This is a genomic window from Sphingomonas sp. SORGH_AS_0870 (assembly GCF_031453175.1).
In the GTDB taxonomy this organism is placed as follows: Bacteria; Pseudomonadota; Alphaproteobacteria; order Sphingomonadales; family Sphingomonadaceae; genus Sphingomonas.
The window spans coordinates 538,417-562,031 of the sequence record NZ_JAVIYW010000002.1; the positions used below are offsets into that span (position 1 = coordinate 538,417).

At 66.4% G+C, this 23,615-nt stretch carries 15 protein-coding genes; 9 read left to right on the plus strand and 6 right to left on the minus strand.

Annotation, left to right across the window (positions count from 1 at the left end; genetic code table 11):
- The first annotated feature begins 132 nt into the window (after positions 1-132).
- The 3 genes from QE363_RS02990 (at position 133) to QE363_RS03000 (ending at position 7,879) form a co-directional block, all read left to right on the plus strand.
- Positions 133-3,021 (plus strand): TonB-dependent receptor domain-containing protein, encoded by a 2,889-nt coding sequence (locus tag QE363_RS02990; protein WP_309691646.1) that lies wholly within the window; start codon positions 133-135, stop codon positions 3,019-3,021.
- 906 nt (positions 3,022-3,927) lie between these two features.
- Positions 3,928-6,999, plus strand: a complete 3,072-nt coding sequence (locus QE363_RS02995) for a TonB-dependent receptor domain-containing protein (protein ID WP_309691650.1) — start codon at positions 3,928-3,930, stop codon at positions 6,997-6,999.
- A gap of 139 nt (positions 7,000-7,138) precedes the next feature.
- Entirely contained in the window at positions 7,139-7,879 is a 741-nt protein-coding gene (locus QE363_RS03000; RefSeq protein WP_309691652.1) for a 2OG-Fe(II) oxygenase family protein, read from the plus strand.
- 50 nt (positions 7,880-7,929) lie between these two features.
- Here QE363_RS03000 and clpB read toward each other — a convergent pair whose 3' ends face one another.
- Positions 7,930-10,509: an ATP-dependent chaperone ClpB gene (clpB, locus tag QE363_RS03005; RefSeq protein WP_309691654.1), complete on the minus strand. Its 2,580-nt coding sequence runs from the start codon at positions 10,507-10,509 to the stop codon at positions 7,930-7,932.
- A 213-nt stretch (positions 10,510-10,722) separates the two neighbouring features.
- Between clpB and QE363_RS03010 the strand changes: the two genes are divergently transcribed.
- The 4 genes from QE363_RS03010 (at position 10,723) to QE363_RS03025 (ending at position 16,791) form a co-directional block, all read left to right on the plus strand.
- On the plus strand, positions 10,723-13,578 hold the full coding sequence (locus tag QE363_RS03010) for a pitrilysin family protein (protein WP_309691655.1): 2,856 nt from the start codon (positions 10,723-10,725) through the stop codon (positions 13,576-13,578).
- Between the two features lie 12 nt (positions 13,579-13,590).
- Positions 13,591-13,890, plus strand: a complete 300-nt coding sequence (locus tag QE363_RS03015) for a hypothetical protein (protein WP_307102239.1) — start codon at positions 13,591-13,593, stop codon at positions 13,888-13,890.
- A gap of 237 nt (positions 13,891-14,127) precedes the next feature.
- Complete coding sequence (locus QE363_RS03020; RefSeq protein ID WP_309691658.1) at positions 14,128-15,933, plus strand: DUF885 family protein; 1,806 nt, start codon at positions 14,128-14,130, stop codon at positions 15,931-15,933.
- Between the two features lie 45 nt (positions 15,934-15,978).
- A complete protein-coding gene (locus tag QE363_RS03025; protein WP_309691659.1) occupies positions 15,979-16,791 on the plus strand; it encodes an energy transducer TonB in 813 nt (270 codons plus the stop codon).
- Positions 16,792-16,803: 12 nt separating this feature from the next.
- Here the strand turns inward: QE363_RS03025 and QE363_RS03030 are convergent, their stop codons facing one another.
- The 5 genes from QE363_RS03030 to glmM form a co-directional block, all read right to left on the minus strand.
- Entirely contained in the window at positions 16,804-17,859 is a 1,056-nt protein-coding gene (locus QE363_RS03030; protein ID WP_309691660.1) for a 5-(carboxyamino)imidazole ribonucleotide synthase, read from the minus strand.
- Between the two features lie 4 nt (positions 17,860-17,863).
- Positions 17,864-18,343, minus strand: a complete 480-nt coding sequence (purE, locus tag QE363_RS03035; RefSeq protein WP_309691662.1) for a 5-(carboxyamino)imidazole ribonucleotide mutase — start codon at positions 18,341-18,343, stop codon at positions 17,864-17,866.
- Positions 18,344-18,787: 444 nt separating this feature from the next.
- Positions 18,788-19,474 carry a 2,3-diphosphoglycerate-dependent phosphoglycerate mutase gene (gene gpmA / locus QE363_RS03040; protein WP_309691664.1) on the minus strand — a complete coding sequence of 229 codons (687 nt, stop codon included), beginning with the start codon at positions 19,472-19,474 and terminating at the stop codon, positions 18,788-18,790.
- A gap of 57 nt (positions 19,475-19,531) precedes the next feature.
- On the minus strand, positions 19,532-19,756 hold the full coding sequence (locus QE363_RS03045; RefSeq protein ID WP_294238197.1) for a DUF1272 domain-containing protein: 225 nt from the start codon (positions 19,754-19,756) through the stop codon (positions 19,532-19,534).
- A complete protein-coding gene (gene glmM / locus QE363_RS03050; protein ID WP_309691666.1) occupies positions 19,756-21,096 on the minus strand; it encodes a phosphoglucosamine mutase in 1,341 nt (446 codons plus the stop codon). Before glmM ends, QE363_RS03045 begins: the two co-directional genes overlap by 1 nt.
- 96 nt (positions 21,097-21,192) lie before the next feature.
- Between glmM and QE363_RS03055 the strand changes: the two genes are divergently transcribed.
- On the plus strand, positions 21,193-22,437 hold the full coding sequence (locus QE363_RS03055) for a cation:dicarboxylate symporter family transporter (protein WP_309691667.1): 1,245 nt from the start codon (positions 21,193-21,195) through the stop codon (positions 22,435-22,437).
- The gene (locus tag QE363_RS03060; protein ID WP_309691668.1) at positions 22,434-23,426 is read left to right on the plus strand and encodes an aldo/keto reductase; all 993 of its coding nucleotides are present in this window, start codon (positions 22,434-22,436) and stop codon (positions 23,424-23,426) included. Before QE363_RS03055 ends, QE363_RS03060 begins: the two co-directional genes overlap by 4 nt.
- The last annotated feature ends 189 nt before the right edge of the window (positions 23,427-23,615 follow it).

A 23,615-nucleotide genomic window follows, 5' to 3' on the forward strand; every position in this document is an offset into this window, starting at 1 on the left:
CTGTTTATGCGTGTTAGATTGTTGCCTGATGTCAAAACTATTGCATAAACCTTAACCCAGTCGATGGCGCACGGTCTTCGTGTGAGCATCGCCGATCCGCGAAGACGGATGAACAAAAAAAGGGGCTAGTATATGAAGGGAATGCGTTCGCGCTTGCTCGCGACGACGTTCATGCTGGGGGCATTCGCGGCTGGCACGGCCGCTCAGGCGCAGACGGCGCCGGCCACCGGCGGTAACGCCGATGTCTCCACCTCCGCCGCAACGCAGCAGCCGGAAAGCGGCGAAGTCGTCGTCACCGGTTCGCGCATCGCGCGGCGGGACCTGCAGACGGCCGCTCCGATTGCGGTCGTGGGCCAGGAAGAGTTCCAGCTTTCCGGTACCGTGAACGTCGAGCAGGTCATCAACACCCTGCCGCAGGTGATCCCGGGTTCGACGGCCTTCTCGAACAACCCAGGTGGCGGCGTGTCGACGCTGAACCTGCGTGGTCTGGGCTCGCAGCGTACCATGGTGCTGGTCAACGGCCGTCGCTGGGTTTCTTACGACACCTCGCAGGTTGTCGATCTGAACACCATTCCGGCCTTCCTGCTGGAAGGTGTGGACGTGGTGACCGGCGGTGCATCGGCCGTTTACGGGTCGGACGCGCTGGCTGGCGTCGTCAATTTTCGTCTGCGCAACAACCTGAACGGCGTGATCGCCGGTGGCCAATATGGCATCACCGAGCGCGGCGATGGCCGTCGCTATGAGGGTTATGTCGCGATCGGCGGCGAACTCGGTGATCGCGGCCATGCGACGGTTTACGGCGAATATTACAACCGTGCCTCGATTTTCCAGGGCGCGCGTGACTTCTCGCGAGTCGCCCAGCAGGAGAATTTCGACGCCAACGGCAATCCGACCGGCTTGGTCGCTGGCGGGTCGTCGACCACCCCGAACGGCCGCGTCACCTCCACTTATGGATCCTCCGTCTGCCCGACGGGTAACGTCTTCTGTTCGCCGGGCGCCTTTTTCACTGCGCCGGGCGTCAGCCGTCGTCGGACCTCGACCGACCTCTATAACTATGCGGTCGACAATTATCTGATGGTCCCGCAGGAGCGTTACCTCCTCGGCGGCTATGCGGATTATGAGTTCAAGGACGGGCACACGGCCTATGTCGAGGCGACGTTCGTCAACAACCGCGTTGCCAACGAACTGGCACCGACCCCGGTCACGGGTACGTATCAAGTCAACATCAACGCCGTTTCGCCGTTCCTGTCGGCAAATGACGTGGCGGCGCTCCGTGCGCTGGATGCCGTCGCGGCGTCCGGTAACACGGTGGGCGATGGCATTGTCCCGCTCGCTATCCAGCGCCGTGTCAATGAAACCGGGTCGCGCAATTCGCTCGACGAGCGTAACGCATTTCGCCTGCTCGTCGGCGTTCGTGGTGCCATCACCGACGCTCTGAACTACGACGCATATTATTCCTATGCGCGGACCCGCAACTCGAACATTCAGGCCGGCAATATCTCCAAGTCGGCGTTCCAGGCGGGCCTGAACGGTTCGGCGAACGCGATCAATATCTTCGGTCCGGGTACCCTGACCAAGGCGATGGTCGATCAGATCTCGATCGTGGCACAGAACAGCGATATGTCGGTGCTGCAGGTGGCCAACGCCTCCGTGTCCGGCTCGCTTTTCAATCTGGGCCTGGGAGCCGGTGATGTCGGCTTCGCTCTGGGCGGCGAATATCGCAAGATGTCGGCCGAATTCGTGCCCGACACGGCGCTGTCGTCCGGTGACGTGATCGGCTTCAACGCCGGTGACCCCACCAACGGTAGCTACAACGTCAAGGAAGTCTTTGGCGAATTGCGCGTGCCGATCGTTGCGGACCGCCCGTTCTTCCACCGCCTCGAACTGGGTGGTGCAGGTCGCTATTCCAGCTATTCGCTGGGTGGCGTGGGCAACGTCTGGACCTATGCGGCGGATGCCCAGTGGGCGCCAATCCGGGACATCACCTTCCGCGCCCAATACCAGCGCGCGGTTCGTGCGCCGAACATCGCCGAATTGTATCAGGGCGCCGCAGTCGGCTTCCCGACCGCAACCGATCCCTGCTCGTTGGCTTCGGCGGCGAGTAATGCGACCATTCGAGCTCTTTGCATCGCGACTGGCGTTCCTGCATCGGCGGTTGGGCAGGCCAGCACCCAGATCAACTCGCAGATCCAAGGCGTTTTTGGTGGTAACCCGAACCTGAAGCAGGAAGTGTCGGACAGCATCACGGCGGGCGCGGTAATCCAGCCGTCCTTCATCCGCGGTTTGACGATCAAAGCCGACTACTTCAACATCAAGGTCAAGGATGCGATCAGCACTTTTGGCGGCGGTCTCGGCAATTCCCTCAGCCTTTGCTATAATGTCTTCCAAAACATCAGCAGCCCATATTGCCAGGTCTTCGTCGGCAAGCGGAATGCACTGGGCCAGTTTGACGGCGAGAACCTCCCGTCGTTGCTGAACGCCAATGTCGGTAAGCTGGAAGTCGAGGGTGTCGACCTTGCCGTGGATTACGCCACCAAGCTGGGCTTCTCGGTTTTCGGCGGGGAGCAGGTCAGCCGCCTGAACTTCTCGTTCCAAGGCACCTATACCGGCAAGAATACCCTGACGCCGGTCGCCACGGCACCGGATCTGAACAACAAGTGCGCCGGAGCCTTCGGTTCACTGGCTTGTGGAAGCCCGACGCCGCGTTGGAAGTGGGCGAGCCGCGCATCGCTGCTGGATGGTCCGTCGACCATCAGCGTGCGTTGGCGCCATCTGTCGGGTGTTCGCGACGACGATCCGGATACGACCTACTTCGTCGAGCGTATTCCCGCTTATGACGTGTTCGATCTGACGTTCGCGTTCGATGTCACCAACAACATGAACTTCGCGATTGGCGTGAACAACCTGTTCGACAAGAAGCCGAAGGTCCTGGGCTTGAACCAGGAGCAGTCGAACACTTATCCGGGCGTCTATGACGTGCTGGGGCGTGATTTCTTCGCGTCGGTTCGTTTCACCTTCTAATTTTCGCTATTCATTGGCGAAATTTTGCGGGCGGCAGGTCAATGATCTGCCGCCCTTTTTTTGGCTATATCCCACGATGCCGGTTGAACGGTCCTCCATAGGCCCGGCGGCATTTTGCCTGTTCGCAGAACGAAGACGAGGGAGGCCATGGGGGTGCCCCGCGTGATATCCGCGCGATGCTGTGGACCACGCTCCCGGACCAGGGCCCCGCGTCGCGGGAGGTGAGCCTGATTGCAAGGTCAGGTCCTACCCTGTGACAACATGACCGACCCATGGCTGCGAGGTCTCACAGGTCAGGCCGATTCACGCGATGCACTGTCTGGGTTTTTCCCCCTTCCAAGCGCAGGCGGTGCCCGAAATCTGTCTGTCGTTCTTGATCGGGTCAGAGGACTGGCGAACGGGTCAAGTGACGGAATAAGCCTTGGGCGGTCCTATCAAGACGCCCATTTTGCTGTCGACGGCGTCATTTTATCATCACGTCCTGATCGAGCGATATTGGCCTCGCCATGTCTACGCGCTGACCATGCTGGCGGATCTTGCCGGTAACCCATTCCGGTAGTTGATAACCCCCGATCCGGGCTTGCTCCGCGTCCGATGCTGACGGCTGTGGCTACGTTCACTTGCCGCACAAGCGACAGGGATATTGTCATATCGTTTGCATTCAGAAACATGTCATCCTTGTGTCATGTGATGCCACGGCACCCGGAAAGGCCAATGTGGAAGTGGTTGTGTCATTTTTGCGACACGCGCACGCTTGATGCGATTGCGGCGGTATTCCGGACTTTACAGCGGCGAAACTTCGTCTCAATCAAGCAACATTCCATCACGAAACGCAATTTTTGTTTCACGAGGGTGGGGAGCCGCCGAGCCCAAGGCCGGACGGGTAGAACAAGAGGGGTAATAAACATGACCAATTCATGGATCGGTCAGCGCAAGCTTGGCTTGTTGGCGACCGTTGCGCCGCTGTCGATGCTGTTGGGCGCGCCCGCACTGGCGCAGACCGCGCCTGCCGCGAGCCAGAATGCCGAGAACAATGCGCAGGTCGCGCAGGGCGCCGAGCAGGCGAATGCGGGCACGAGCGGCGATATCGTCGTCACCGGCTCGATCATCCGCGGCGCCGATGTCGGCCCGTCGCCGGTGTCGACCATCACCGCCGAGAATCTCGACGTGCGCGGCATCAATACGGTGCAGGCCGGTATCCAGGCGCTGGCATCGAACAACGGCCCGGCGCTGACCAACTCGTTCACCGCCAATGGCGCATTCGCGACCGGCGCGTCGTCGGTGTCGCTGCGCGGTCTGTCGACCAACTCGACGCTGGTGCTGTTCGACGGCCTGCGCGCCGCCTATTACCCGCTGTCGGATGACGGCACGCGCAACTTTGTCGATCTGAACACCATCCCCGACGACATCGTCGACCGCGTCGAAGTGCTGCGCGACGGCGCTTCGTCGAGCTATGGCGCCGACGCGATCGCGGGCGTGGTGAACATCATCACCAAGCGTTCGGTGAAGGGCATCATGGGCCGCGCCGAAGCCGGTATCTCCGAGCGCGGATACAACGCCAACCAGCGCCTGTCGCTGACCACCGGCACCGGCGACCTCGATGAGCAGGGCTATAACGCCTATATCAGCGGCTTCTATTACCGCTCGGAAGGCGTGAAGGCGCGTCAGCTGCCCGCACCGTATAATTCGAGCGACGAGCGTGGCATCTGCTCCAGCCGCACCGGCACGCTGGTCTGCGGCCCCAACAACATCGCCAACGGCCTGGATCAGAACAACCAGTACACCAACGGCTTCGCGATCAACACGCCGAACTTCTATGTTCGTCCGGCGGATGCGACCAACACCACCGCGCTCGGCCGCTATCAGCTGCTGAACCCGTCGGCGGGCTGTCTGACCGGCAACCCGTACAACCCGACCGCGGCCGAACTCGCGCTGCCCGCCAACGCGACCGCACCGGGCACCGTCTGTCAGGTCGACGGCCAGAATCGATACGGCAATATCACCCCGGACATCGAGCGTATCGGCGGTTCGGCGCGCTTCACCGCCAAGATCGGTGACACGTCGGAAGCCTATCTGCAGGTCAATTTCCAGCAGGCGACGACCAGCTATACCGGCACCCCCACGGTGATCCGCGCCAATGCGCCAGCCGGTATCCTGTTCCCGCAATATTCGACGTCGCAGAACGCCACGCCCTCGATCGATCCCAACTCGTCGATCTTGGCACTGCCGATCTATATCTGCCCGCGCTCGACCGTCGGCGCGTGCAACGCGACCAATGGCACGCTGAACCCGAACAATCCGTTCGCGGCCCAGGGCCAGGTCGCGCGTCTGGTCGGCCAGCTGCCGGGCAGCTTTGAATCGACCCAGACCCGCAGCCGCGTCTATCGCGCCGCCTTCGGCATCCACGGCACGATCTTCGATGATGTCGACTATCGTTTCGATGCGACCGCGATGCACACCGATCTGCGTCTCGAGCAGAACGGCTATGTCTACATCCAGCACCTGCTCGATGTGATCAAGGACGGCAGCTACAACTTCGTCAATCCGGGCCTGAACAGCCAGGCGACGCTGAACTATCTGACGCCGACCAACATCACCAACGACAGCTCGGACCTGCTGCAGGCGCAATTCACCCTGGGCAAGGCGATCATGGCACTGCCGGGCGGCGACCTGCGCGTCGCGGTCGGCGGCTCGATCTTCTACGAAGCGATCGACGCGCCCAGCGCCAACTCGGACGAGAATGGCCCGACCCAGCGCTATTTCCGCCTGAACGCGTTCGGCACCCAGGGCAATCGTACCGTCTCGTCGGCCTTCTACGAGGTCAATGCGCCGGTGTTCGACCAGCTGACGCTCAACGCCTCGGGTCGTTATGACCATTATTCGAGCGGCCAGAGCGCCTTCTCGCCCAAGTTCGGCGCGATCTTCAAGCCGATCCGCCAGGTCTCGCTGCGTGGCACCTACTCGCGCGGCTTCCGCATCCCCTCGTTCGGCGAGGCGAATGCGCTGCCCACCACGGGTTACGTGACCCAGCAGCTGACGAGCATCCCGGCGGCGTTCCTGCGCCAGTACAGCATCAATCCGGGCGCCAACCAGATCTGCTCGGCCCAGACGCCGCAATTCTGCTCGTCCTACATCACCAGCTATTCGATCGGGCAGACGACGCTGGCCTCGCAGAATCTCGACCCTGAAAAGTCGCGCAGCTTCACCGCGGGCATCAAGGTCGATCCGGTGCGCGGCCTGTCGCTGACCGTCGACTATTACAACATCCGCAAGACCGGGGCGATCACCACCCCCGACCTGTCGCCTGCCATCGCCGCTTATTATGCGGGCGGCGCGATCCCGTCCGGGTTCCAGGTCATCCCGGATGCCGTCGACGTCAACAACCCGACCGCCACGCCGAAGATCGCCTTCGTCCGTTCGCAGCTGATCAACGCCCAGACCATCAAGTCCGAGGGCATCGATTTCGGCATGAACGGCTTCTACGACTTCGGCACGTTCCGCTGGAACACCAACCTGAATGCCAGCCTGATCCTGGAGCTGAGCACGACGGTGAACGGCGTGCGCCAGACCTATGTCGACACGCTGGGCAACTTCAACCTGACGGCGGGTTCGGGCACGTTCGAGTGGAAGGGCAACTGGGTCAACACCTTCGACTTCGGCAACTTCGCCTTCACGGGTACGGTCAACTACACCTCGGGCTATGACCTGTCGGCCATGGACCAGGGCGATGCGTACAAGGATTGCGGCCAGGCACCGGCCTATTTCGGCTGCCGCGTGAAGAGCTACATCACGGCGGATGCGAACGCGTCGTTCAAGGTCAACGACAAGTTCACCTTCTACGTGAACGTCCTGAATGTGTTCAACCGCCTGCCTCCGATCGATCCGGTCACGTACGGCGCGTATCTGTACAACGCGGTGCAGGGCGGCGACGGCATCTTCGGCCGTCAGTTCCGCGCCGGCGCCAAGTTCAACTTCTAACCCCAGGGTTCGCTTCGGCGAGCCCTACTCGGGGGCGGTTCCTTCGGGAGCCGCCCCCAATTTTGTGGAGCGGACAAGCGCGACCGGCTGCGCATGTTAAGGGTTGCTGGCGGGTGGCGGATCGCCGAACAATCGCGTGATGAACCTGCCCCCGCTTCACCTCAATCCATCCCCCGACCCGGATCGTCTGGCCGGGGATTTCGCGCGTGACCGGCGGGTGCGGATTCCCAACATCCTGACCGATGAATGCGCGGGCTGGTGGTACGATCATCTGCGTCAGCGCACCGATTGGCGGCAGGTGGTGAACAGCGGCGACCGGATATTCGAACTGGATCGTACGACGCGCGAAGGGATGAGCGCCGCGCAGCGACAGGCGCTGGACGATGCCGTCTATGCGGGCGCCCGAACCGGGTTCCAATATCGCTATGAGACGATCCGCACGCCCGATGGCACCGCCGCTCGCGAGGCGAGCGACGATCCGCTGACGGCCTTTGGTCGCTGGATGTCCGAAGGGGCCGTGTCCGACCTCTTGCGCAGGATCGTCGGCGACCCAGCCGTCGCCATGGCCGATGCGCAGGCGACCGCCTATGCGCCGGGGGACTTTCTGACCGGCCATGACGACGGCATGGCGGGCAAGAACAGGGTGGCGGCCTATGTCCTGGGCCTGACGCCGGCATGGCGATGCGAGTGGGGCGGCCTGCTGCTGTTCCACCCGACACAGGCGGATGGGGATGCGGCGGAAGCCTGGGTGCCCCGATTCAACACGCTCAACATCTTCGCGGTGCCGCAACCGCATAGCGTGTCGGAAGTGACCCGCGCCGCGCCCTATCGTCGTTATGCGATCACCGGCTGGCTGCGACGCGGGCCGATCCCGGCCTGATCGGGCAGGGCGGGCGAAGCCGGGCATGTCATCCCGGCTTCGCATGGAAATCACCCCACCGACAACGCCAGCTTGCCGTCGCCCTCATCCACGGTGACGGTCGCGCCGTCCTTCACATGCCCGCGCAGGATTTCCTCGGCCAACGGGTCCTGCAAATGACGCTGGACCGCGCGGCGCAAGGGGCGTGCGCCATAGACCGGGTCGTAGCCCACCCGGCCCAGCCATTCGCGCGCGGCGTCGGTCAGGTGCAGGGTAATCTTGCGATCGCTGAGCAATTTGGCGACGCGGCCGACCTGGATGTCGACGATCGGGCCCATATGGCTCTGGCCCAGCCGATGGAACAGGATGATCTCGTCCAGCCGGTTGAGGAACTCCGGGCGGAAATGCGCGCGGACGATCTCCATCACCTGCGGCTCGACGCTCTCGACGCTCTGCCCGTCCTCGACATTGGCCAGATACTGGCTGCCCAGGTTGGAGGTCAGGATGATCAGCGTGTTCGAGAAGTCGACCGTCCGCCCCTGGCCGTCGGTCAGGCGGCCGTCGTCCAGCACCTGGAGCAGCACGTTGAACACGTCGCCATGCGCCTTCTCCACCTCGTCGAACAGCACGACCTGATAGGGCCGCCGCCGCACCGCCTCGGTCAGCACGCCGCCTTCCTCATAGCCGACATAGCCGGGAGGGGCGCCGATCAGCCGCGCGACGCTGTGCTTCTCCATGAACTCGCTCATGTCGAGGCGCACCATCGCGGAGGGATCGTCGAACAGGAATTCGGCCAGCGCCTTGGTCAGCTCGGTCTTGCCGACGCCCGTGGGCCCCAGGAACAGGAAGCTGCCCAGCGGCCGGTTGGGGTCCTGTAGCCCGGCGCGCGCGCGGCGGACGGCGGTGGAGACGGCGCGGACCGCATCCTCCTGGCCGATCACGCGCGCACCGATCACCTCCTCCATGCGGAGCAGCTTTTCGCGTTCGCCCTGCATCATCCGGTCGACCGGCACCCCGGTCCAGCGGCTGACCACGCCCGCAATATCGTCGGCGGTGACTTCCTCGCGCAGCATCGAGCCCTCGGTCGCGGACTGCGCCTCGGCCAGCTGCTTCTCCAGCTGCGGGATGCGGCCATAGGAAAGCTCACCCGCCTTGGCGAGATCGCCGCTGCGCTGCGCCTGATCGAGTTCGATGCGCGCCTGGTCGAGCTGTTCCTTCAGCTTCGCCTCGCCCGCGATCTTGTCCTTCTCGGCCTGCCAGCGCTGGGTCAGCGCGTGCGACTGTTCCTCGAGATTGGCGAGTTCCTCCTCCAGATGGCCGAGCCGGTCGATGCTGGCGGCGTCGCTTTCGCGGCGCAGCCCCTCGCGTTCGATCTTCAGGCGCAGGATGCGGCGGTCGAGCGTCTCGATCTCCTCGGGCTTGGACTCCACCTCCATGCGGATGCGGCTGGCGGCCTCGTCCATCAGGTCGATCGCCTTGTCGGGCAGGAAGCGGTCGGTGATGTAGCGGTTGGACAGAGTCGCCGCCGCCACCAGCGCGCCGTCGGTGATGCGCACGCCGTGATGGAGTTCGTATTTCTCCTTCAGCCCGCGCAGGATCGAGATGGTGTCCTCGACCGTGGGCTCGCCGACAAAGACCGGCTGGAACCGCCGCTGGAGCGCGGGGTCCTTTTCGACGTACTTGCGATATTCGTCGAGCGTGGTCGCGCCGACGCAGTGCAGCTCACCGCGCGCCAAGGCGGGCTTGAGCAGGTTGGAGGCGTCCATCGCCCCGTCGCCCTTGCCGGCCCCGATCAGCGTGTGCATCTCGTCGATGAACAGGATGATGTCGCCCTCGGCGGCCTTCACCTCGTCCAGCACGCCCTTCAGCCGCTCTTCGAACTCGCCGCGATATTTGGCGCCCGCGATCAGCGCGCCCATGTCGAGCGCCATCAGCCTGCGGTCCTTCAGCGTGTCGGGCACGTCGCCATTCGCGATGCGCAGCGCCAAGCCTTCGGCGATCGCGGTCTTGCCGACGCCGGGTTCGCCGATCAGCGCGGGGTTGTTCTTGGTCCGGCGCGCCAGAATCTGGATGGTGCGGCGGATTTCCTCGTCGCGGCCGATCACGGGGTCGAGCTTGCCGTCGCGCGCCACTTGCGTCAGGTCGCGGGCGAATTTCTTCAGCGCGTCATAACGGTCCTCCGCCCCCGCCGTGTCGGCGGTGCGGCCCTGGCGCAGCTGTTCGATCGCGCCGTTCAGTCCTTGCGGATTGACCCCGCCCGCCGCCAGCGCCTTGCCCGCCGCCGTGGTGGAGGCCAGCGCCAGCGCGAGCAGCAGCCGCTCGACGGTGACGAAGCTGTCGCCCGCCTTTTGCGCGACCTGCTCGGCCTGGTCGAGCACGCGGACCAGGTCATTGTCGAGGCCGGGCGACGACTGCGCCCCCGAGCCGGATACGGCCGGGATACGGCCGAGCGCCGCATCGGTCTCGCGCTCGACGCGCTTGGCGTCGCCGCCCGCCGCCTGGATCAAACCGGCGGCCATGCCCTGATCGTCCTCGATCAGCGCCTTGAGGAGATGTTCGGGAGCGATACGCTGATGGCTGTTGCGGATCGCCACGGTCTGCGCGGCTTGCAGAAAGCCTTTGACGCGGTCGGTGAATTTTTCGAGGTTCATCTGGGGTTCCTGTCGCTTTCCAGGTCAGATGGTGTTGCAAATTGGCAACACAAGGGGTGGGCGCATGATGCTGTCCGCAAGATGGGATGGCCGTTTCGATTGCGAAAGGGTGGCAAGCGGGATGCGGCGAAATCGCTGTGTCGGACCGGGATTGCGGTCCGTCGCGCGCCCGCTATGCTCGACCCCTTACTGAGTGGGGAGACTCAAAAGATCATGCGTATCAAGTCCGTGGCGCTGACCGGCGCCGCCGCCCTCGCGTTCGTCCTGCCGGGGCAGGCCATTTTTGCACAGACCGCGGTCAAGGCCGCCGCCACCGCGAAGCCCGCGCCCGTATCGACCCTCGTGAAGGCGGTCGACATCCCCTATCAGACCTTCACCCTGAAGAACGGCCTGCGCGTCGTCGTCCATACCGATCGCAAGGCGCCCGTCGTCGCGGTCAGCGTGTGGTATGACGTCGGCTCGAAGCACGAGCCCAAGGGCAAGACCGGGTTCGCGCACCTGTTCGAGCATCTGATGTTCAACGGGTCGGAGAATGCGCCGGGCGATTTCTTCGCGCCGCTCAAGTCGGTGGGCGCGACCGACTATAACGGCACCACCTATTTCGACCGGACCAATTATTTCGAGACGGTGCCGACCGCCGCGCTCGACCGCGCGCTGTTCCTGGAATCGGACCGCATGGGCTATCTGCTCGGCGCGGTGACGCAGAGCGTGCTCGACGAGCAGCGCGGCGTCGTCCAGAACGAGAAGCGCCAGGGCGACAACCAGCCTTACGGCCTGACCCAGTACAAGATCCTCGAGGGGCTGTTCCCCGCGGGCCATCCCTATGCCCATACCACCATCGGCTCGATGACCGATCTCGACGCCGCGACGCTCGACACGGTGAAGGACTGGTTCCGGGAGCATTACGGCCCCAACAATGCCGTGCTGGTGCTGGCGGGCGATATCGACGTCGCCACCGCCAAGCCGTTGGTGGAAAAATATTTCGGCGCGATCCAGCCGGGGCCCAAAAGCGTCCTGCCGACCGTCGGCATCCCGACCCTGCCCGCCCCCGTCAACGAGGTGATGAAGGACCGCGTGGCGGCGGTCATGATCAGCCGCAACTGGGCGGTGCCGGGGCTGAACGATCCCGAAAGCGCGCCGCTGGTGGTCGCGGGGTCGATCCTGGGCGGACTGGCCTCGTCGCGGCTCGACAATATCCTGGTCAAGCAGGAGAAGCTGGCGGTGCAGGTGTCGGCCAGCGACCGTCCCTTCGCACAGGTCGGCATGTTCAACATGACCGCGATCGTCCGCCCCGGCGTCGATCCGGCGCTGGTCGACAAGCGGATGCAGGAGATCCTGGCCGACTTCCTGAAGAACGGCCCGACCGCCGACGAGGTGCGGCGGGCGGTGACCCGGTTCGTGTCGGGCCGTGTCGAGGGGCTGGAATCGGTCGGCGGCTTCGGCGGCAAGGCGGTGGCGCTGGCCGAGGGGGCGCTCTACTCCAACGATCCGGGCAAATATAAGAAGCAGTTGCTGGCGATCGCGGCGCAGACGCCCGCGACCGTCAAGGCGGCGGCCGACAAATGGCTGTCGCGCCCGGCTTATACGCTGACCGTCGTGCCCGGCGCGCGCGATGCTTATGAGGAGGCCAAGGTGCCGCCGCGCGCCGATGTGCCCGCCGCGCCCGACCAGCCGGTCAAGGGGACGCGTGGCAGCCTGCCCGAAGTCGGCGAGGTCAAGCCGCTGAGCTTCCCGGCGGTCGAGCGCAGCCGCCTGGCGAACGGGATTGAGCTGATCTACGCGCAGCGGACCGCCGTGCCGGTGACGCAGATCGCGATGTCGTTCGACGCCGGGATCGCCGCCGACGTGCCCGGCAAGCTGGGGACGCAGCGCCTGGTCCAGTCGATGCTGGACGAGGGCACCACCCACCGCAACACGATCGCGATCGCCGAGGAGCAGGAGCGGCTGGGCGCCTCGATCGGGTCGAGCGCATCGAACGACCGCACGGTCGTCGGCCTCGACGTGCCGAGCGCCAATCTGGCGCCCGCGCTCGACCTCTATGCCGATATCGTCCGCAACCCCGCCTTCCCCGATGCCGAACTGGCGCGGGTCAAGGCGCAGACGCTGGCGGGCATCAAGCAGGAGCTGACCAGCCCGCAGGGGCTGGCGAGCCGCGTCCTGCCGCCGCTCGTCTATGGGCCGACCAGCCCCTATGCCAAGGCACAGGGCGCGGGCGATCCGCGGGCGGTTGCGGCGCTGACCCGCGCCGACCTGATCGCGTTCCAGCAGGCGTGGCTGCGCCCCGACAAGGCGAAGATCTTCGTCACCTCCGACCGTCCGCTGGCCGAGGTGAAGGCGGCGCTCGACCGGGTGCTGGGCGACTGGCGCGGCACGGGCGCGGCGGGGGTCAAGAACTTCGCGGCGGGGCAGCCCTCGGCGCCCAGGATCGTGCTGGTCAACCGGCCCGACAGCCCGCAGTCGATGATCCTGGCGGGCGCGCCGACGGGGCTGAAGGGCATCGACAATCTGCTGGTGCAGAATACCGCCAACGACGCGCTGGGCGGCAGCTTCCTCAGCCGGATCAACACCGACATCCGGGAGAACAAGCACTGGTCCTATGGCGTGCGCGGCGGCTTCCAGACCTCGGAATTCGCGGCGCCCTATGTCATGTCGGCGCCGGTGCAGGCGGACAAGACCGGTCCGTCGATCGACGCGCTGCGCACCGACGTCACCGAATTCCTGACCACCAAGCCGATGGACCAGGTGGAGTTCGACCGCGCGATCACCGGGGCGATCCGCTCGCTGTCGGGCAGCTTCGAGACGTCGGGCGCGGTGCTGTCGGCGATGCAGGCCAACGACCTGTTCCGCCGTCCCGACGATTATTATGCGACGATCACCCGGCGGTATCAGGCGATGACGCTGCCCGAGCTGAACAAGTCGATCGAGGCGGCGTTGAACCCCAGGCAATTCATCTGGGTCGTGGTCGGCGATGCCAAGACGGTCAAGCCACAGCTCGATACGCTGGGCCTGCCGGTCGAGGTGGTCGAGGCGGCCGATGTGGCGGGGCCCGCCCCCGCCGCCGGACAATAAGGGAGAGCGAATATGGCCGACATCGACGGCACCTGGAACTGCACCGTCAAGTCGCCGCTGGGCGACCAGGAGATGACCCTGACCGTCACCACCGAGGGTGATCGCTTCACCGGCTCGGGCGGCGGCCAGATGGGGGCGATGGATATCGAGGGGAGCGTGTCGGGCAACACGATCCACTGGAAGATGTCGATCTCCTCGCCCATGCCGATGACGCTGGACTGCGAAGCGACCGCCGATGGCGACACGCTGACCGGATCGGTCGGCGCGGGCGCGTTCGGCAGCTTCCCGCTGTCGGGCACGCGCGCGGGGTGATTTCCACGCCTTGAGCGGGGGAAGGGCGGTGCGTCGCAGGACGGGCCGCCCTTTTTCTTTGGGGTTTCCCTTGGCCTTCGACTTCGCTCAGGCTGAACGTCGGGTGGAATGGGACTTTCCCCGCAGCCGTTCAGGCTGAGCGAAGTCGAAGCCCATGTGCAAACACCCGCCCCATAACCGCTTCAATTCCCGCCAAATCCCGTTACGCTGCCGGTCGAAAACCAAAAGGGGACAAGCATGATCGACCGGCGGCATTTCCTGGGGGGCACGGCGGCGCTGGCCGTGGCGGCGGGCAGCGAGGGGGTTCTGGCCCAGACCAGCGCATCCGCCCGCCTGACCGCGCTGTTCGACACGCTGGTCCAGGAACAGCTCCGCCGCAGCCCGGAGGGCGCGACCAGCCTCGGCCTCGACACCGGCGCCAATGCCGATCTGCGGGGGCGTCTGTCCGACCAGTCCCCCGCCGGGATCGCGGCGGCGAAGGCGGCGACCAAGGCCGATCTGGCCCGGCTCCAGGCGATCGACCCCGCCACCCTGTCGCCCGAGGAGCGGATCGACCTGGAATCGGTCCTCTACACCCGGCGCTCGGCGGAAGCGGTGCAGGCGTTCGATTTCGGCGGCTATTCCTATGGCCCCAGCCCCTATGTCGTGTCGCAGCTGTCGGGCGCCTATCAGTCGGTCCCCGACTTTCTCGACACCAAGCACAAGATCGCCAATGCGGGCGATGCCGATGCCTATCTGATGCGGCTGCGCGCCTTCGGGCAGCAGATGGACGCGCAGACCGACCGGATGCGCCATGATGCGGGGCAGGGGGTGGTGCCGCCCGACTTCATCCTCGACCTCGCGATCGAACAGATGGGCAAGACCCGCCAGCCCGCGAGCGAGGCGCTGGTCATCCGGTCGCTCGCGCGCCGCGCCGCCGAAAAGGGGCTGGGCGACCGCCATGCGCAGGCGGCCGCGAAAATCTATGAGGCGGAGGTGCTGCCCGCGCTGGATCGCCAGCTCGCCTATGCCAAGGCGTTGCGGGCCAAGGCGACGCATGATGCGGGTGTGTGGAAACTGCGCGAGGGGGCGGCCTATTATCCGGTCGCGCTCAAGGCCAATACGACGACCAGCTTCTCGCCCGATGAGGTCCATCGCTTCGGCCGCGACCAGGCGGCGATGCTGTCCGCCCGGCTCGACGCGCTGCTGAAGAAGCAGGGCTTTACCAAGGGTACGGTGGGGCAGCGCATGGCCGCGCTCTACAAGAATCCCGACCAGCTCTATCCCAATACCGACGAGGGCAAGCGCGCCGCCATCGCCTATTGCAACGCGCGGTTGGATGCGATCCGGACGCGCCTGCCGCAGGTGTTCGAACGCATGCCGCCCTATGGCTTCGAGGTGCGCCGTGTGCCGCCCCAGACCGAGGCGGGCGCGGCGGCGGCCTTTGCGCAGGGGCCCGCCATCGACGGATCGCGCCCCGGCCTGGTCTATTTCAACCTGAAGGACAGCGCCGACTGGCCCAAATTCTGCCTGGCCACGACCGTCTATCACGAAGGGTTGCCGGGGCATCAGATGGAGGGCGGGCTGGCGCTGTCCAACACGCGGCTGCCGCTGATCCGCAAGATCAACGGCTTTTCGGGCTATGGCGAGGGCTGGGCGCTCTATGCCGAGCAGCTGGCGGACGAGATCGGCATGTATGACGACGATCCGCTGGGGCAGCTGGGCTATCTGAAGTTCCTGCTGTTTCGCGCCAATCGCTGCGTGGTCGATACCGGGCTTCACCATATGCGCTGGACCCGCGAACAGGCGATCCGCCATTTCGTCGAGGCCGAGGGCGAGGCGGAGGGGTTCGCGACGCGCGAGGTCGAACGCTACTGCGTCAATCCCGGCCAGGCGGCGAGCTACAAGCTGGGCCATTCGGTCTTTGTCGACATTCGCGAGTCCGCCCGGAAGCAGCAGGGCGCGCGGTTCGACCTGAAGGCGTTCCATACCGCCGTGCTGCGCCACGGCCGCGTGCCGCTCGACGTGCTGCGCCGGATCGGCGAGGACTGGGCGCGGACTTGACGTCGATCAGCATCGCGGTGATCCTCCGTCCGGGAGAATAGCGCGATGCGGGACAGCGTTTCGGTCCGGCGGGATCATGGGCGGCGATCGGTGGCGGTCGTCGCCACGGTCGCGGTCCATGCCGCGATCCTGGCGCTGCTGATCTGGGGACAGCCCCGGCATCGCCTGACCGACGACCCGGCCCGGCCGCTGCTGACGCTGTTCGACGTGCCCCGCCCGCCGGAGCCTCCGCCCGTCCCCGTGCCGCCGCCGCCGGTCGCACCCGCCCCGGTCAAGCGCGAGAGCCTGGTGCCGCGTCCGACCGCCGGGGGCGGATCGCCACGCCCGGCGCCCGCGCGTCCCGCCCGACAGGCCGCCCCGGCGGCGGTCGCGCCTGCCCGGTTCGACATGGTCGACCTGCCCGCCCCGGCGGCGGGATTGGCGGCCGAGCCGGCCTTGCGCGTCGGGACGGCGATTTCGGATGGGCTGGGGACGGGAATCGCCAGCGGGCGCGGGACGGGTGGCGAGGGGCGCGGCACCGGCAGTGGACGCGGCGACGGCGATGGTCCGGGCGAAGGACGGCTCCGCTACGCGCTTGCCGAATGGATCGAAAAGCCGCCGCAGGAGCTGATCGACAAAGCCTTTCCCAAAATGGCTTGGGCGGGCGGGGTCAGCGGCATCGCGGTGCTGCTATGCGACGTGCCCCGGCCGGGAACGCCCAAAAGCTGTTCGATCGCGGCGGAGCGTCCCAAGGGGCGCGGTTTCGGCGCGGCGGCACTGGGGCTCTACCGGCAATTCCGGATTCGGCCGGTGATGAAGGGCGATCAGGTCTATCAGGCGCAGGTGCTGGTGCCCGTGACCTTCACCGTCCGGCGATAGCGTGACGCCCGCTCAGCGCGTCACGCGCGTGATATGCCCCATCTTGCGCCCCGGCCGCGACTCGGCCTTGCCATAGAGGTGGAGATGGGTGCCCTTTTCGGTGAACGCGCCGTCCCAGGCATCGTCGCCGATCAGATTCTCCATCTGCACCCACGCACCCGTCAGCGACGTGTCGCCCAGCGGCAGGCCGCAGATCGCGCGGATATGATTCTCGAACTGCGAGGTTTCGGCGCCCTCGATCGTCCAATGGCCCGAATTGTGGACGCGCGGGGCCATCTCGTTGAACACAGGGCCGTTCTCGGTCGCGAAGAACTCGCAGGCCAGCACGCCGACATAGCCCAGCTGCTCGGCAATGCGGATGGCGAGCGCGGTCGCTTCCTCGGCCTGCGCCACGATCTCGGGCGGCGCGGGCAGGGTGGAGGTGCGCAGGATCGCGTCGCGGTGGATATTGTGCGGCGGGTCGTAGCGGACGGTCGTGCCGTCGGTCCCGCGCGCCACCAGGATCGAGAATTCGTGGCTGAAATGGATGAACCCCTCCAGCACGGCGGGGCCGCCAATCGCTTCCCAGGCGGCGGGGGCATCGGCCATCTCGCGGATCAGCGCCTGGCCCTTGCCGTCATAGCCGAAGCGCGTGGTCTTCAGGATCGCGGGACAGCCGATCCGCTCCAGCGCGGCGGTCAGGTCGGCGGCACAGTTCACCGGCGCCCAGGGGGCGGGGCGGCCGCCGACCTTCTCGACGAAGCTCTTCTCGGCGATCCGATCCTGCGCGACGCGCAGCGCGGCGGGCGCGGGGTGGACGGGCAGCCGCTCGGCCAGCCATTCGACCGGCGTCACGTCGACATTCTCGAACTCATAGGTGACGACGTCGCAGGCGGCGGCGAAGTCGGCGAGCACGACGGTGTTGTGATAATCGGCGCGGGTCAGCGCGGACGCGGTCTGTGCCGCGACGCTTTCCTCGTCGGGGGCCAGCACATGGGTGCGATACCCCAGTTGCGCGGCCGCCACCGCCAGCATCCGGCCCAGCTGGCCGCCACCCAGAATCCCGATCGTCGAACCCGGCTTCAGCATCGGCTTACCCTTGCGGATCGTTGGCGACGCCGTCGGTCTGGCGCTGACGCCAGTCCTTCAGACGCTCGGCTAGGTCTTCGTCGGACAGCGACAGGATCGAGGCGGCCAGCAGGCCCGCATTGATCGCACCCGCCTTGCCGATGGCCAGCGTGCCTACGGGCACGCCGCCGGGCATCTGGACGATCGAGAGCAGGCTATCCATGCCCTTCAGCGCCTTGGACTCGACCGGCACGCCCAGCACCGGCAGATGGGTCATCGACGCGGCCATGCCGGGGAGGTGCGCCGCGCCGCCCGCGCCCGCGATAATGACCTTGATCCCGCGATCGGCGGCGGTGGTGGCGTAATCGTACAGGCGCTGCGGCGTGCGATGCGCGGAGACGACGCGGGTCTCATGCGCCACGCCCAGCGCCTCCAGCGTCTCGGCGGCATGCCGCATGGTTTCCCAGTCCGAAGTGGACCCCATGATGATCCCGACCGACGTCATATCCGCTGTTCCGCCTTAGCCCCTTTGGCCCCGTTGCCGGGGAAGCGGGCTGCCTAGCGGGACGGGACGAGGGGGGCAAGTTTCCGTATGCGTTCGGGCATGGTGGTGGGCGATTTTGCCGGAGCGTCTGGGCGTGGGCTTCGACTTCGCTCAGCCTGAACGGAGGATGGAGTTTGGTTCGCGCGGAGACGCGGAGACGCGGAGGTGTCGGTATGGGCCGCCGCGTAGCCCTCCCTGTCGAACGGAAGACGATGGCAGGCTCCGATGGGAACAATAGACCTGCTGCGCGGACCAAATCTCCGCGCCTCCGCGCGAACAAAAATCTTCGTGTCTTCGCGTCTTCGCGGCTTCGCGTGAAATCAAATGATCACGCGAAGCCGCGATGGCGCGAAGAGGTCGGGGCGCGAGGCGGTCGCACGTCAGACCGCCCCGTCTCCCGATCGCTTACCGCTCCGACAGATAATAACGGTCGGTCGGGGTCAGGTCGTCGGCCAGTTCATAGACGATCGGCTGCGCGGTCGGGATTTCCAGGCCGGTGATCTCGTCGTCCGGAATGTTCGACAGATGCTTGACCAGCGCGCGCAGCGAGTTGCCGTGCGCCGAGATCAGCACGCGGTTGCCGTCGCGCAGCGCGGGCGCGATGCGCTCGTCCCAATAGGGCAGGACGCGCGCGATCGTGTCCTTCAGGCTCTCGGTCTGCGGCACGTCGATACCCGCATAGCGGCGGTCGCCCGACACGTCGAACTCGCCGCCCGCATCCGCCGGGGGCGGGGGCACGTCGAAGCTGCGGCGCCAGATCTTGACCTGCTCGTCGCCATGCTTGGCCGCCGTCTCCGCCTTGTCGAGGCCGGTCAGCCCGCCATAATGCCGCTCGTTCAGCCGCCAATGCTTCTCGGTCGGCAGCCAGAGGCGGCCCATCGTTTCCAGCGCCAGGTTCAGCGTCTTGATCGCGCGGGTCTGAAGGCTGGTGAAGGTCAGGTCGAAGTCGAGGCCCTTCTCGGCCATCATCGCACCCGCCGCGCGCGCTTCGGCCGCACCCTGCGCGGTCACGTCGACATCCCACCAGCCGGTGAAGCGGTTCTCGAGATTCCAGGCGGACTGGCCGTGGCGGATCAGGACGAGCTGGGGCATGGAAACTCCTTCAAAGTGATGAGGCCCGCATAGAGCGGCGGGCACGCGGGGTCGAGGTCAGCCGCGAAAACGGCCTTGCGTCGAGGCGGGATTGGCCTTCAGCACGCGGCCCATGCGGGTCGGCCGGTCGAGCAGCTCGCCGCCGCAATCGGGGCAGATCTCGTCCAGCTCGTCGGCGCATTCGGCGCAGAAGGTCGTCTCCAGCGAGCAAATGAACGCGCCGCCCTGGCTGGGGGGCAGGTCCGCGCCGCAGCGCTCGCAATCGGGGCGCATCTCCAGCATCAGGCGGCCACCTCGCGCACCACGTCGCAGATCCGGTCCACCAGAGTCTCCACCTGACGCTTGTCCTCGCCCTCGGCCATCACGCGGATGACCGGCTCGGTGCCCGAGGGGCGGATGACCAGGCGACCGCGCCCGGCCAGCTCGGCCTCGGCGGCGGCGATGACGCCCTGCACCTTCTCATGCTCCAGCGGCTTGCCGCCCGCGAAGCGGACATTCTTCAGGAGCTGGGGGAGGGGATCGAAGCGGTGCAGCACCTCGCTGGCGGGCGCGCCCGCGCGCTTCAGCTCGGCCAGCACCTGGAGCGCGGCGACCAGCCCGTCGCCGGTGCGGGCATAGTCGGACAGGATGATATGCCCCGACTGCTCGCCGCCGACATTGTAACCGCGCGTGCGCATCGCCTCGAGCACATGACGGTCGCCCACCTTGGTGCGGATCAGGCCCAGCCCCTGCGCTGCCAGGTGCCGCTCCAGCCCCAGATTCGACATGACGGTGGCGACCAGGCCGCCGCCCGCCAGCCGCCCTTCGCGGGCATAGCTGGTCGCGATCATCGCCATCAGCTGGTCGCCATCGACCACCGCGCCGGTCTCGTCGACAATGATGAGGCGGTCGGCATCTCCGTCGAGGGCAATGCCGATGTCCGCGCCGCTCGCCACTACCGTCTCGGCCAGCGTCTGCGGCGCGGTCGAGCCGACGCCGTCATTGATGTTGGTGCCATTGGGGGTCACGCCGATCGCGACCACATCCGCGCCCAGTTCCCACAGGGCGGCGGGGGCGACCTTGTACGCCGCGCCGTTCGCGCAGTCGATCACGACACGCAGGCCGTCCAGGCGAAGCGCCTGCGGGAAGGTCGACTTGGCGAAGTGGATATAGCGCCCGGCGGCGTCGTCGACCCGGCGCGCGCGGCCGATCTTGCCCGAGGGGACCAGCGGGACATTCTGCTCGATCAGGTCCTCGATCGATTCCTCGGCCTCGTCGGACAGCTTATAGCCATCGGGGCCGAACAGCTTGATGCCATTGTCGGCAAAGGGATTGTGGCTGGCCGAGATCATCACGCCGATATCGGCACGCATCGAATGGGTCAGCATCGCGACCGCGGGCGTGGGCAGCGGCCCGAGCATCACCACGTCCATGCCGACGCTGGTGAAGCCCGCGACCAGCGCCGATTCGAGCATATAGCCCGACAGGCGGGTATCCTTGCCGATCACGACGCGGTGGCGGTGATCGCCGCGCTGGAAATAGGCACCGGCCGCCATGCCGACCTTCATCGCCATCTCGGCGGTCATCACCGCGCCGTTGGTCGCGCCGCGAATGCCATCAGTGCCGAAATATTTTCTTGCCATGCGGCCAAGTCCCTGCCGGATTAAGAGGAAGCACCATGCGGTCGCGCCCCGTTTAGCGTGACCTTTCCAAAAGCTCAAAGGAACCGAGGGCCCTTCATGTCCCGAGCCACGCTGATCCTATTGTGTCTGGCCGCCGGTCTGTTGGCGGGGGTGGGGCTGGCGGCGGCCTCGCCCGGGGTGGCGCAAGCGGGTGTCGCGGTCGCGCGGCCGGTCGGCACGCTGTGGCTGAACGGGTTGCAGATGACGGTCATCCCGCTGGTCGTCACGCTGCTGATCACCGGCGTGACCGCCACCGCCGAGGCGGCGCAGGCCGGGCGGATCGCCGCGCGGGCGATCCTGACCTTCCTGATCCTGGTCACGCTGACCGCGACGATGGCCGCCGTCGTCACGCCCGCGCTGCTGCACGCGGTGCCGATCCCGCGCGACGCGGCGGAGGCGCTGAAGGCGGCGCTGGGCCATGCGGAGCCGGTCGCCGCCCCGCCGCCCATCGCCGAGTTCGTGACCGGCATTGTGCCGACCAACATCTTCGCCGCCGCCACCAACAATGCGCTGCTGTCGCTGATCCTGTTCACGCTGGCCTTCGCCTTTGCGATCACCCGGATCGAGGGTGAGGGGCGCGCGCTGCTGCTGCGATTCTTCACCGCGATCCGCGATGCGATGCTGGTCCTGATCGGATGGGTGCTGTGGCTGGCGCCGCTGGGCGTGTTCGCGCTGGCCTTCGTCGTCGGGGCGAGCGCGGGCGGGGGCGCGTTCGGGGCGCTGGCCCATTATATCGCGATCATCGCCAGCGTGGGGGTGATCGTCATGCTGATGGCTTACGGCGTGGCGATGCTGGGCGCGCGGGTGCCGCTGGCGCGCTTCGCCCGCGCGCTGGCCCCGGCGCAGGCGGTGGCGATCTCCACCCAATCCTCGCTCGCCAGCCTGCCCGCGATGGTCGAGGGGACCAAGGTGCTGCGCATCGCACCGGGCACCGCCAGCCTGGTCCTGCCGATGGCGGTGGCGATGTTCCGCGCGACCCAGCCCGCGATGAACGTCGCGGTCGCGCTCTATATCGCCGACTGGTTCGGGATCGTGCCCGGCATGGCCTCGGTCGCGGCCGCCGTGGTCGTGGCGATCCTGTGCTCGCTGGGCTCGGCGAGCCTGCCGTCGCAGATCACCTTCTTCGCCTCGATCGCGCCGGTCTGCGTCGCGCTGGGGGTGCCCGCCGCACCTTTGGGGCTGTTGATCGCGGTGGAGACGATTCCCGACATCTTCCGGACGCTCGGCAATGTCAGCATGGACCTTGCCGCCACCGCGACCGTTTCCCGAGCCAGCCGCACCATCAACGAGGACACCCCATGAAATACCGCACGCTCGGCCCCGAATTCGAGGTTTCCGCGCTGGGTCTCGGCTGCATGCCGATGGCCGGTGTCGGCCGGAACATGTACGGCGAGGCGGACGAGGCGGAGAGCATCGCGACCATCCACCGCGCGATCGAACTGGGCGTGACCCTGTTCGACACCGCCGAAATCTATGGCCCGCTGGTCAATGAGGAACTGGTCGGCCGCGCCATTCGCGGCCAGCGCGACGCCGTGGTGATCGCGACCAAGTTCGGCTTCCGCTATGACGAGAACGGCATGACCGGGGTCGATTCCACCCCCGCCAATGTCCAGCGCGCGTGCGAGGGCTCGCTCAGGCGGCTGGGCGTCGAGACGATCGACCTGTTCTACCAGCACCGGGTCGATCCCAATGTCCCCATCGAGGACACGATCGGGGCGATGGGGCGGCTGGTCGAACAGGGCAAGGTCCGGCGGCTGGGCCTGTCCGAGGCCAGCGCCGAGACGATCCGCCGCGCCGCCGCCGTCCACCCGATCGCGGCGGTCCAGTCGGAATATTCGCTGTGGGAACGCGATGTCGAGGCCGACATCCTGCCCGTGGTGCGCGAACTGGGCATCGGCTTCGTGCCGTACAGCCCGTTGGGGCGCGGTTTCCTGACCGGGCAGATCACCCGGCGCGAGGATTTGCCCGAGGGCGATTATCGGCGGAACGATCCTCGCTATTCAGAGGAGAATTTCGACCGGAACATGGCACTGGTCGAGGTGGTGAAGTCCATCGCCGCCGCGCATGACGCGAGTGCCGCGCAGGTGGCGCTGGCCTGGCTGCTGGCGCAGGGCGACGACATCGTGCCGATCCCCGGCTCCAAGCGGCGCGTGACGCTGGAGGATTCGATGAAGGCGGCCGAACTGACGCTCTCGGCCGGGGAACTGGCGACGCTGGACGAAGCGGCTCCGCTGGGCGGCACGGCGGGGCCGCGTTATGGCGAGCGGGCGATGGCGATGACGCGTCTCTGAGCCGCTCGCCGGAGCAATACCCCCGAACCTCCGTTCAGGCTGAGCGAAGTCGAAGCCCACGCCCCGGCCTGTCCGCAGGCGTCATCCCGTGCACTTCGACTTCGCTCAGTGCGAACGGAGGTGGGGGTGATCGGAAGAGCAAAGGGGGTAGGGAAAAAAGGGGCGGCTGGGTCATCCCGAACCGCCCCA

What these genes read in the sequence shown, in the direction of transcription:
- QE363_RS02990 (WP_309691646.1), top strand. Translation starts at nt 133, where the DNA reads ATGAAGGGAATGCGTTCGCGCTTGCTCGCGACGACGTTCATGCTGGGG.
- QE363_RS02995 (WP_309691650.1), top strand. Translation starts at nt 3,928, where the DNA reads ATGACCAATTCATGGATCGGTCAGCGCAAGCTTGGCTTGTTGGCGACC.
- QE363_RS03000 (WP_309691652.1), top strand. Translation starts at nt 7,139, where the DNA reads ATGAACCTGCCCCCGCTTCACCTCAATCCATCCCCCGACCCGGATCGT.
- clpB (WP_309691654.1), bottom strand. Translation starts at nt 10,509, where the DNA reads ATGAACCTCGAAAAATTCACCGACCGCGTCAAAGGCTTTCTGCAAGCC.
- QE363_RS03010 (WP_309691655.1), top strand. Translation starts at nt 10,723, where the DNA reads ATGCGTATCAAGTCCGTGGCGCTGACCGGCGCCGCCGCCCTCGCGTTC.
- QE363_RS03015 (WP_307102239.1), top strand. Translation starts at nt 13,591, where the DNA reads ATGGCCGACATCGACGGCACCTGGAACTGCACCGTCAAGTCGCCGCTG.
- QE363_RS03020 (WP_309691658.1), top strand. Translation starts at nt 14,128, where the DNA reads ATGATCGACCGGCGGCATTTCCTGGGGGGCACGGCGGCGCTGGCCGTG.
- QE363_RS03025 (WP_309691659.1), top strand. Translation starts at nt 15,979, where the DNA reads ATGCGGGACAGCGTTTCGGTCCGGCGGGATCATGGGCGGCGATCGGTG.
- QE363_RS03030 (WP_309691660.1), bottom strand. Translation starts at nt 17,859, where the DNA reads ATGCTGAAGCCGGGTTCGACGATCGGGATTCTGGGTGGCGGCCAGCTG.
- purE (WP_309691662.1), bottom strand. Translation starts at nt 18,343, where the DNA reads ATGACGTCGGTCGGGATCATCATGGGGTCCACTTCGGACTGGGAAACC.
- gpmA (WP_309691664.1), bottom strand. Translation starts at nt 19,474, where the DNA reads ATGCCCCAGCTCGTCCTGATCCGCCACGGCCAGTCCGCCTGGAATCTC.
- QE363_RS03045 (WP_294238197.1), bottom strand. Translation starts at nt 19,756, where the DNA reads ATGCTGGAGATGCGCCCCGATTGCGAGCGCTGCGGCGCGGACCTGCCC.
- glmM (WP_309691666.1), bottom strand. Translation starts at nt 21,096, where the DNA reads ATGGCAAGAAAATATTTCGGCACTGATGGCATTCGCGGCGCGACCAAC.
- QE363_RS03055 (WP_309691667.1), top strand. Translation starts at nt 21,193, where the DNA reads ATGTCCCGAGCCACGCTGATCCTATTGTGTCTGGCCGCCGGTCTGTTG.
- QE363_RS03060 (WP_309691668.1), top strand. Translation starts at nt 22,434, where the DNA reads ATGAAATACCGCACGCTCGGCCCCGAATTCGAGGTTTCCGCGCTGGGT.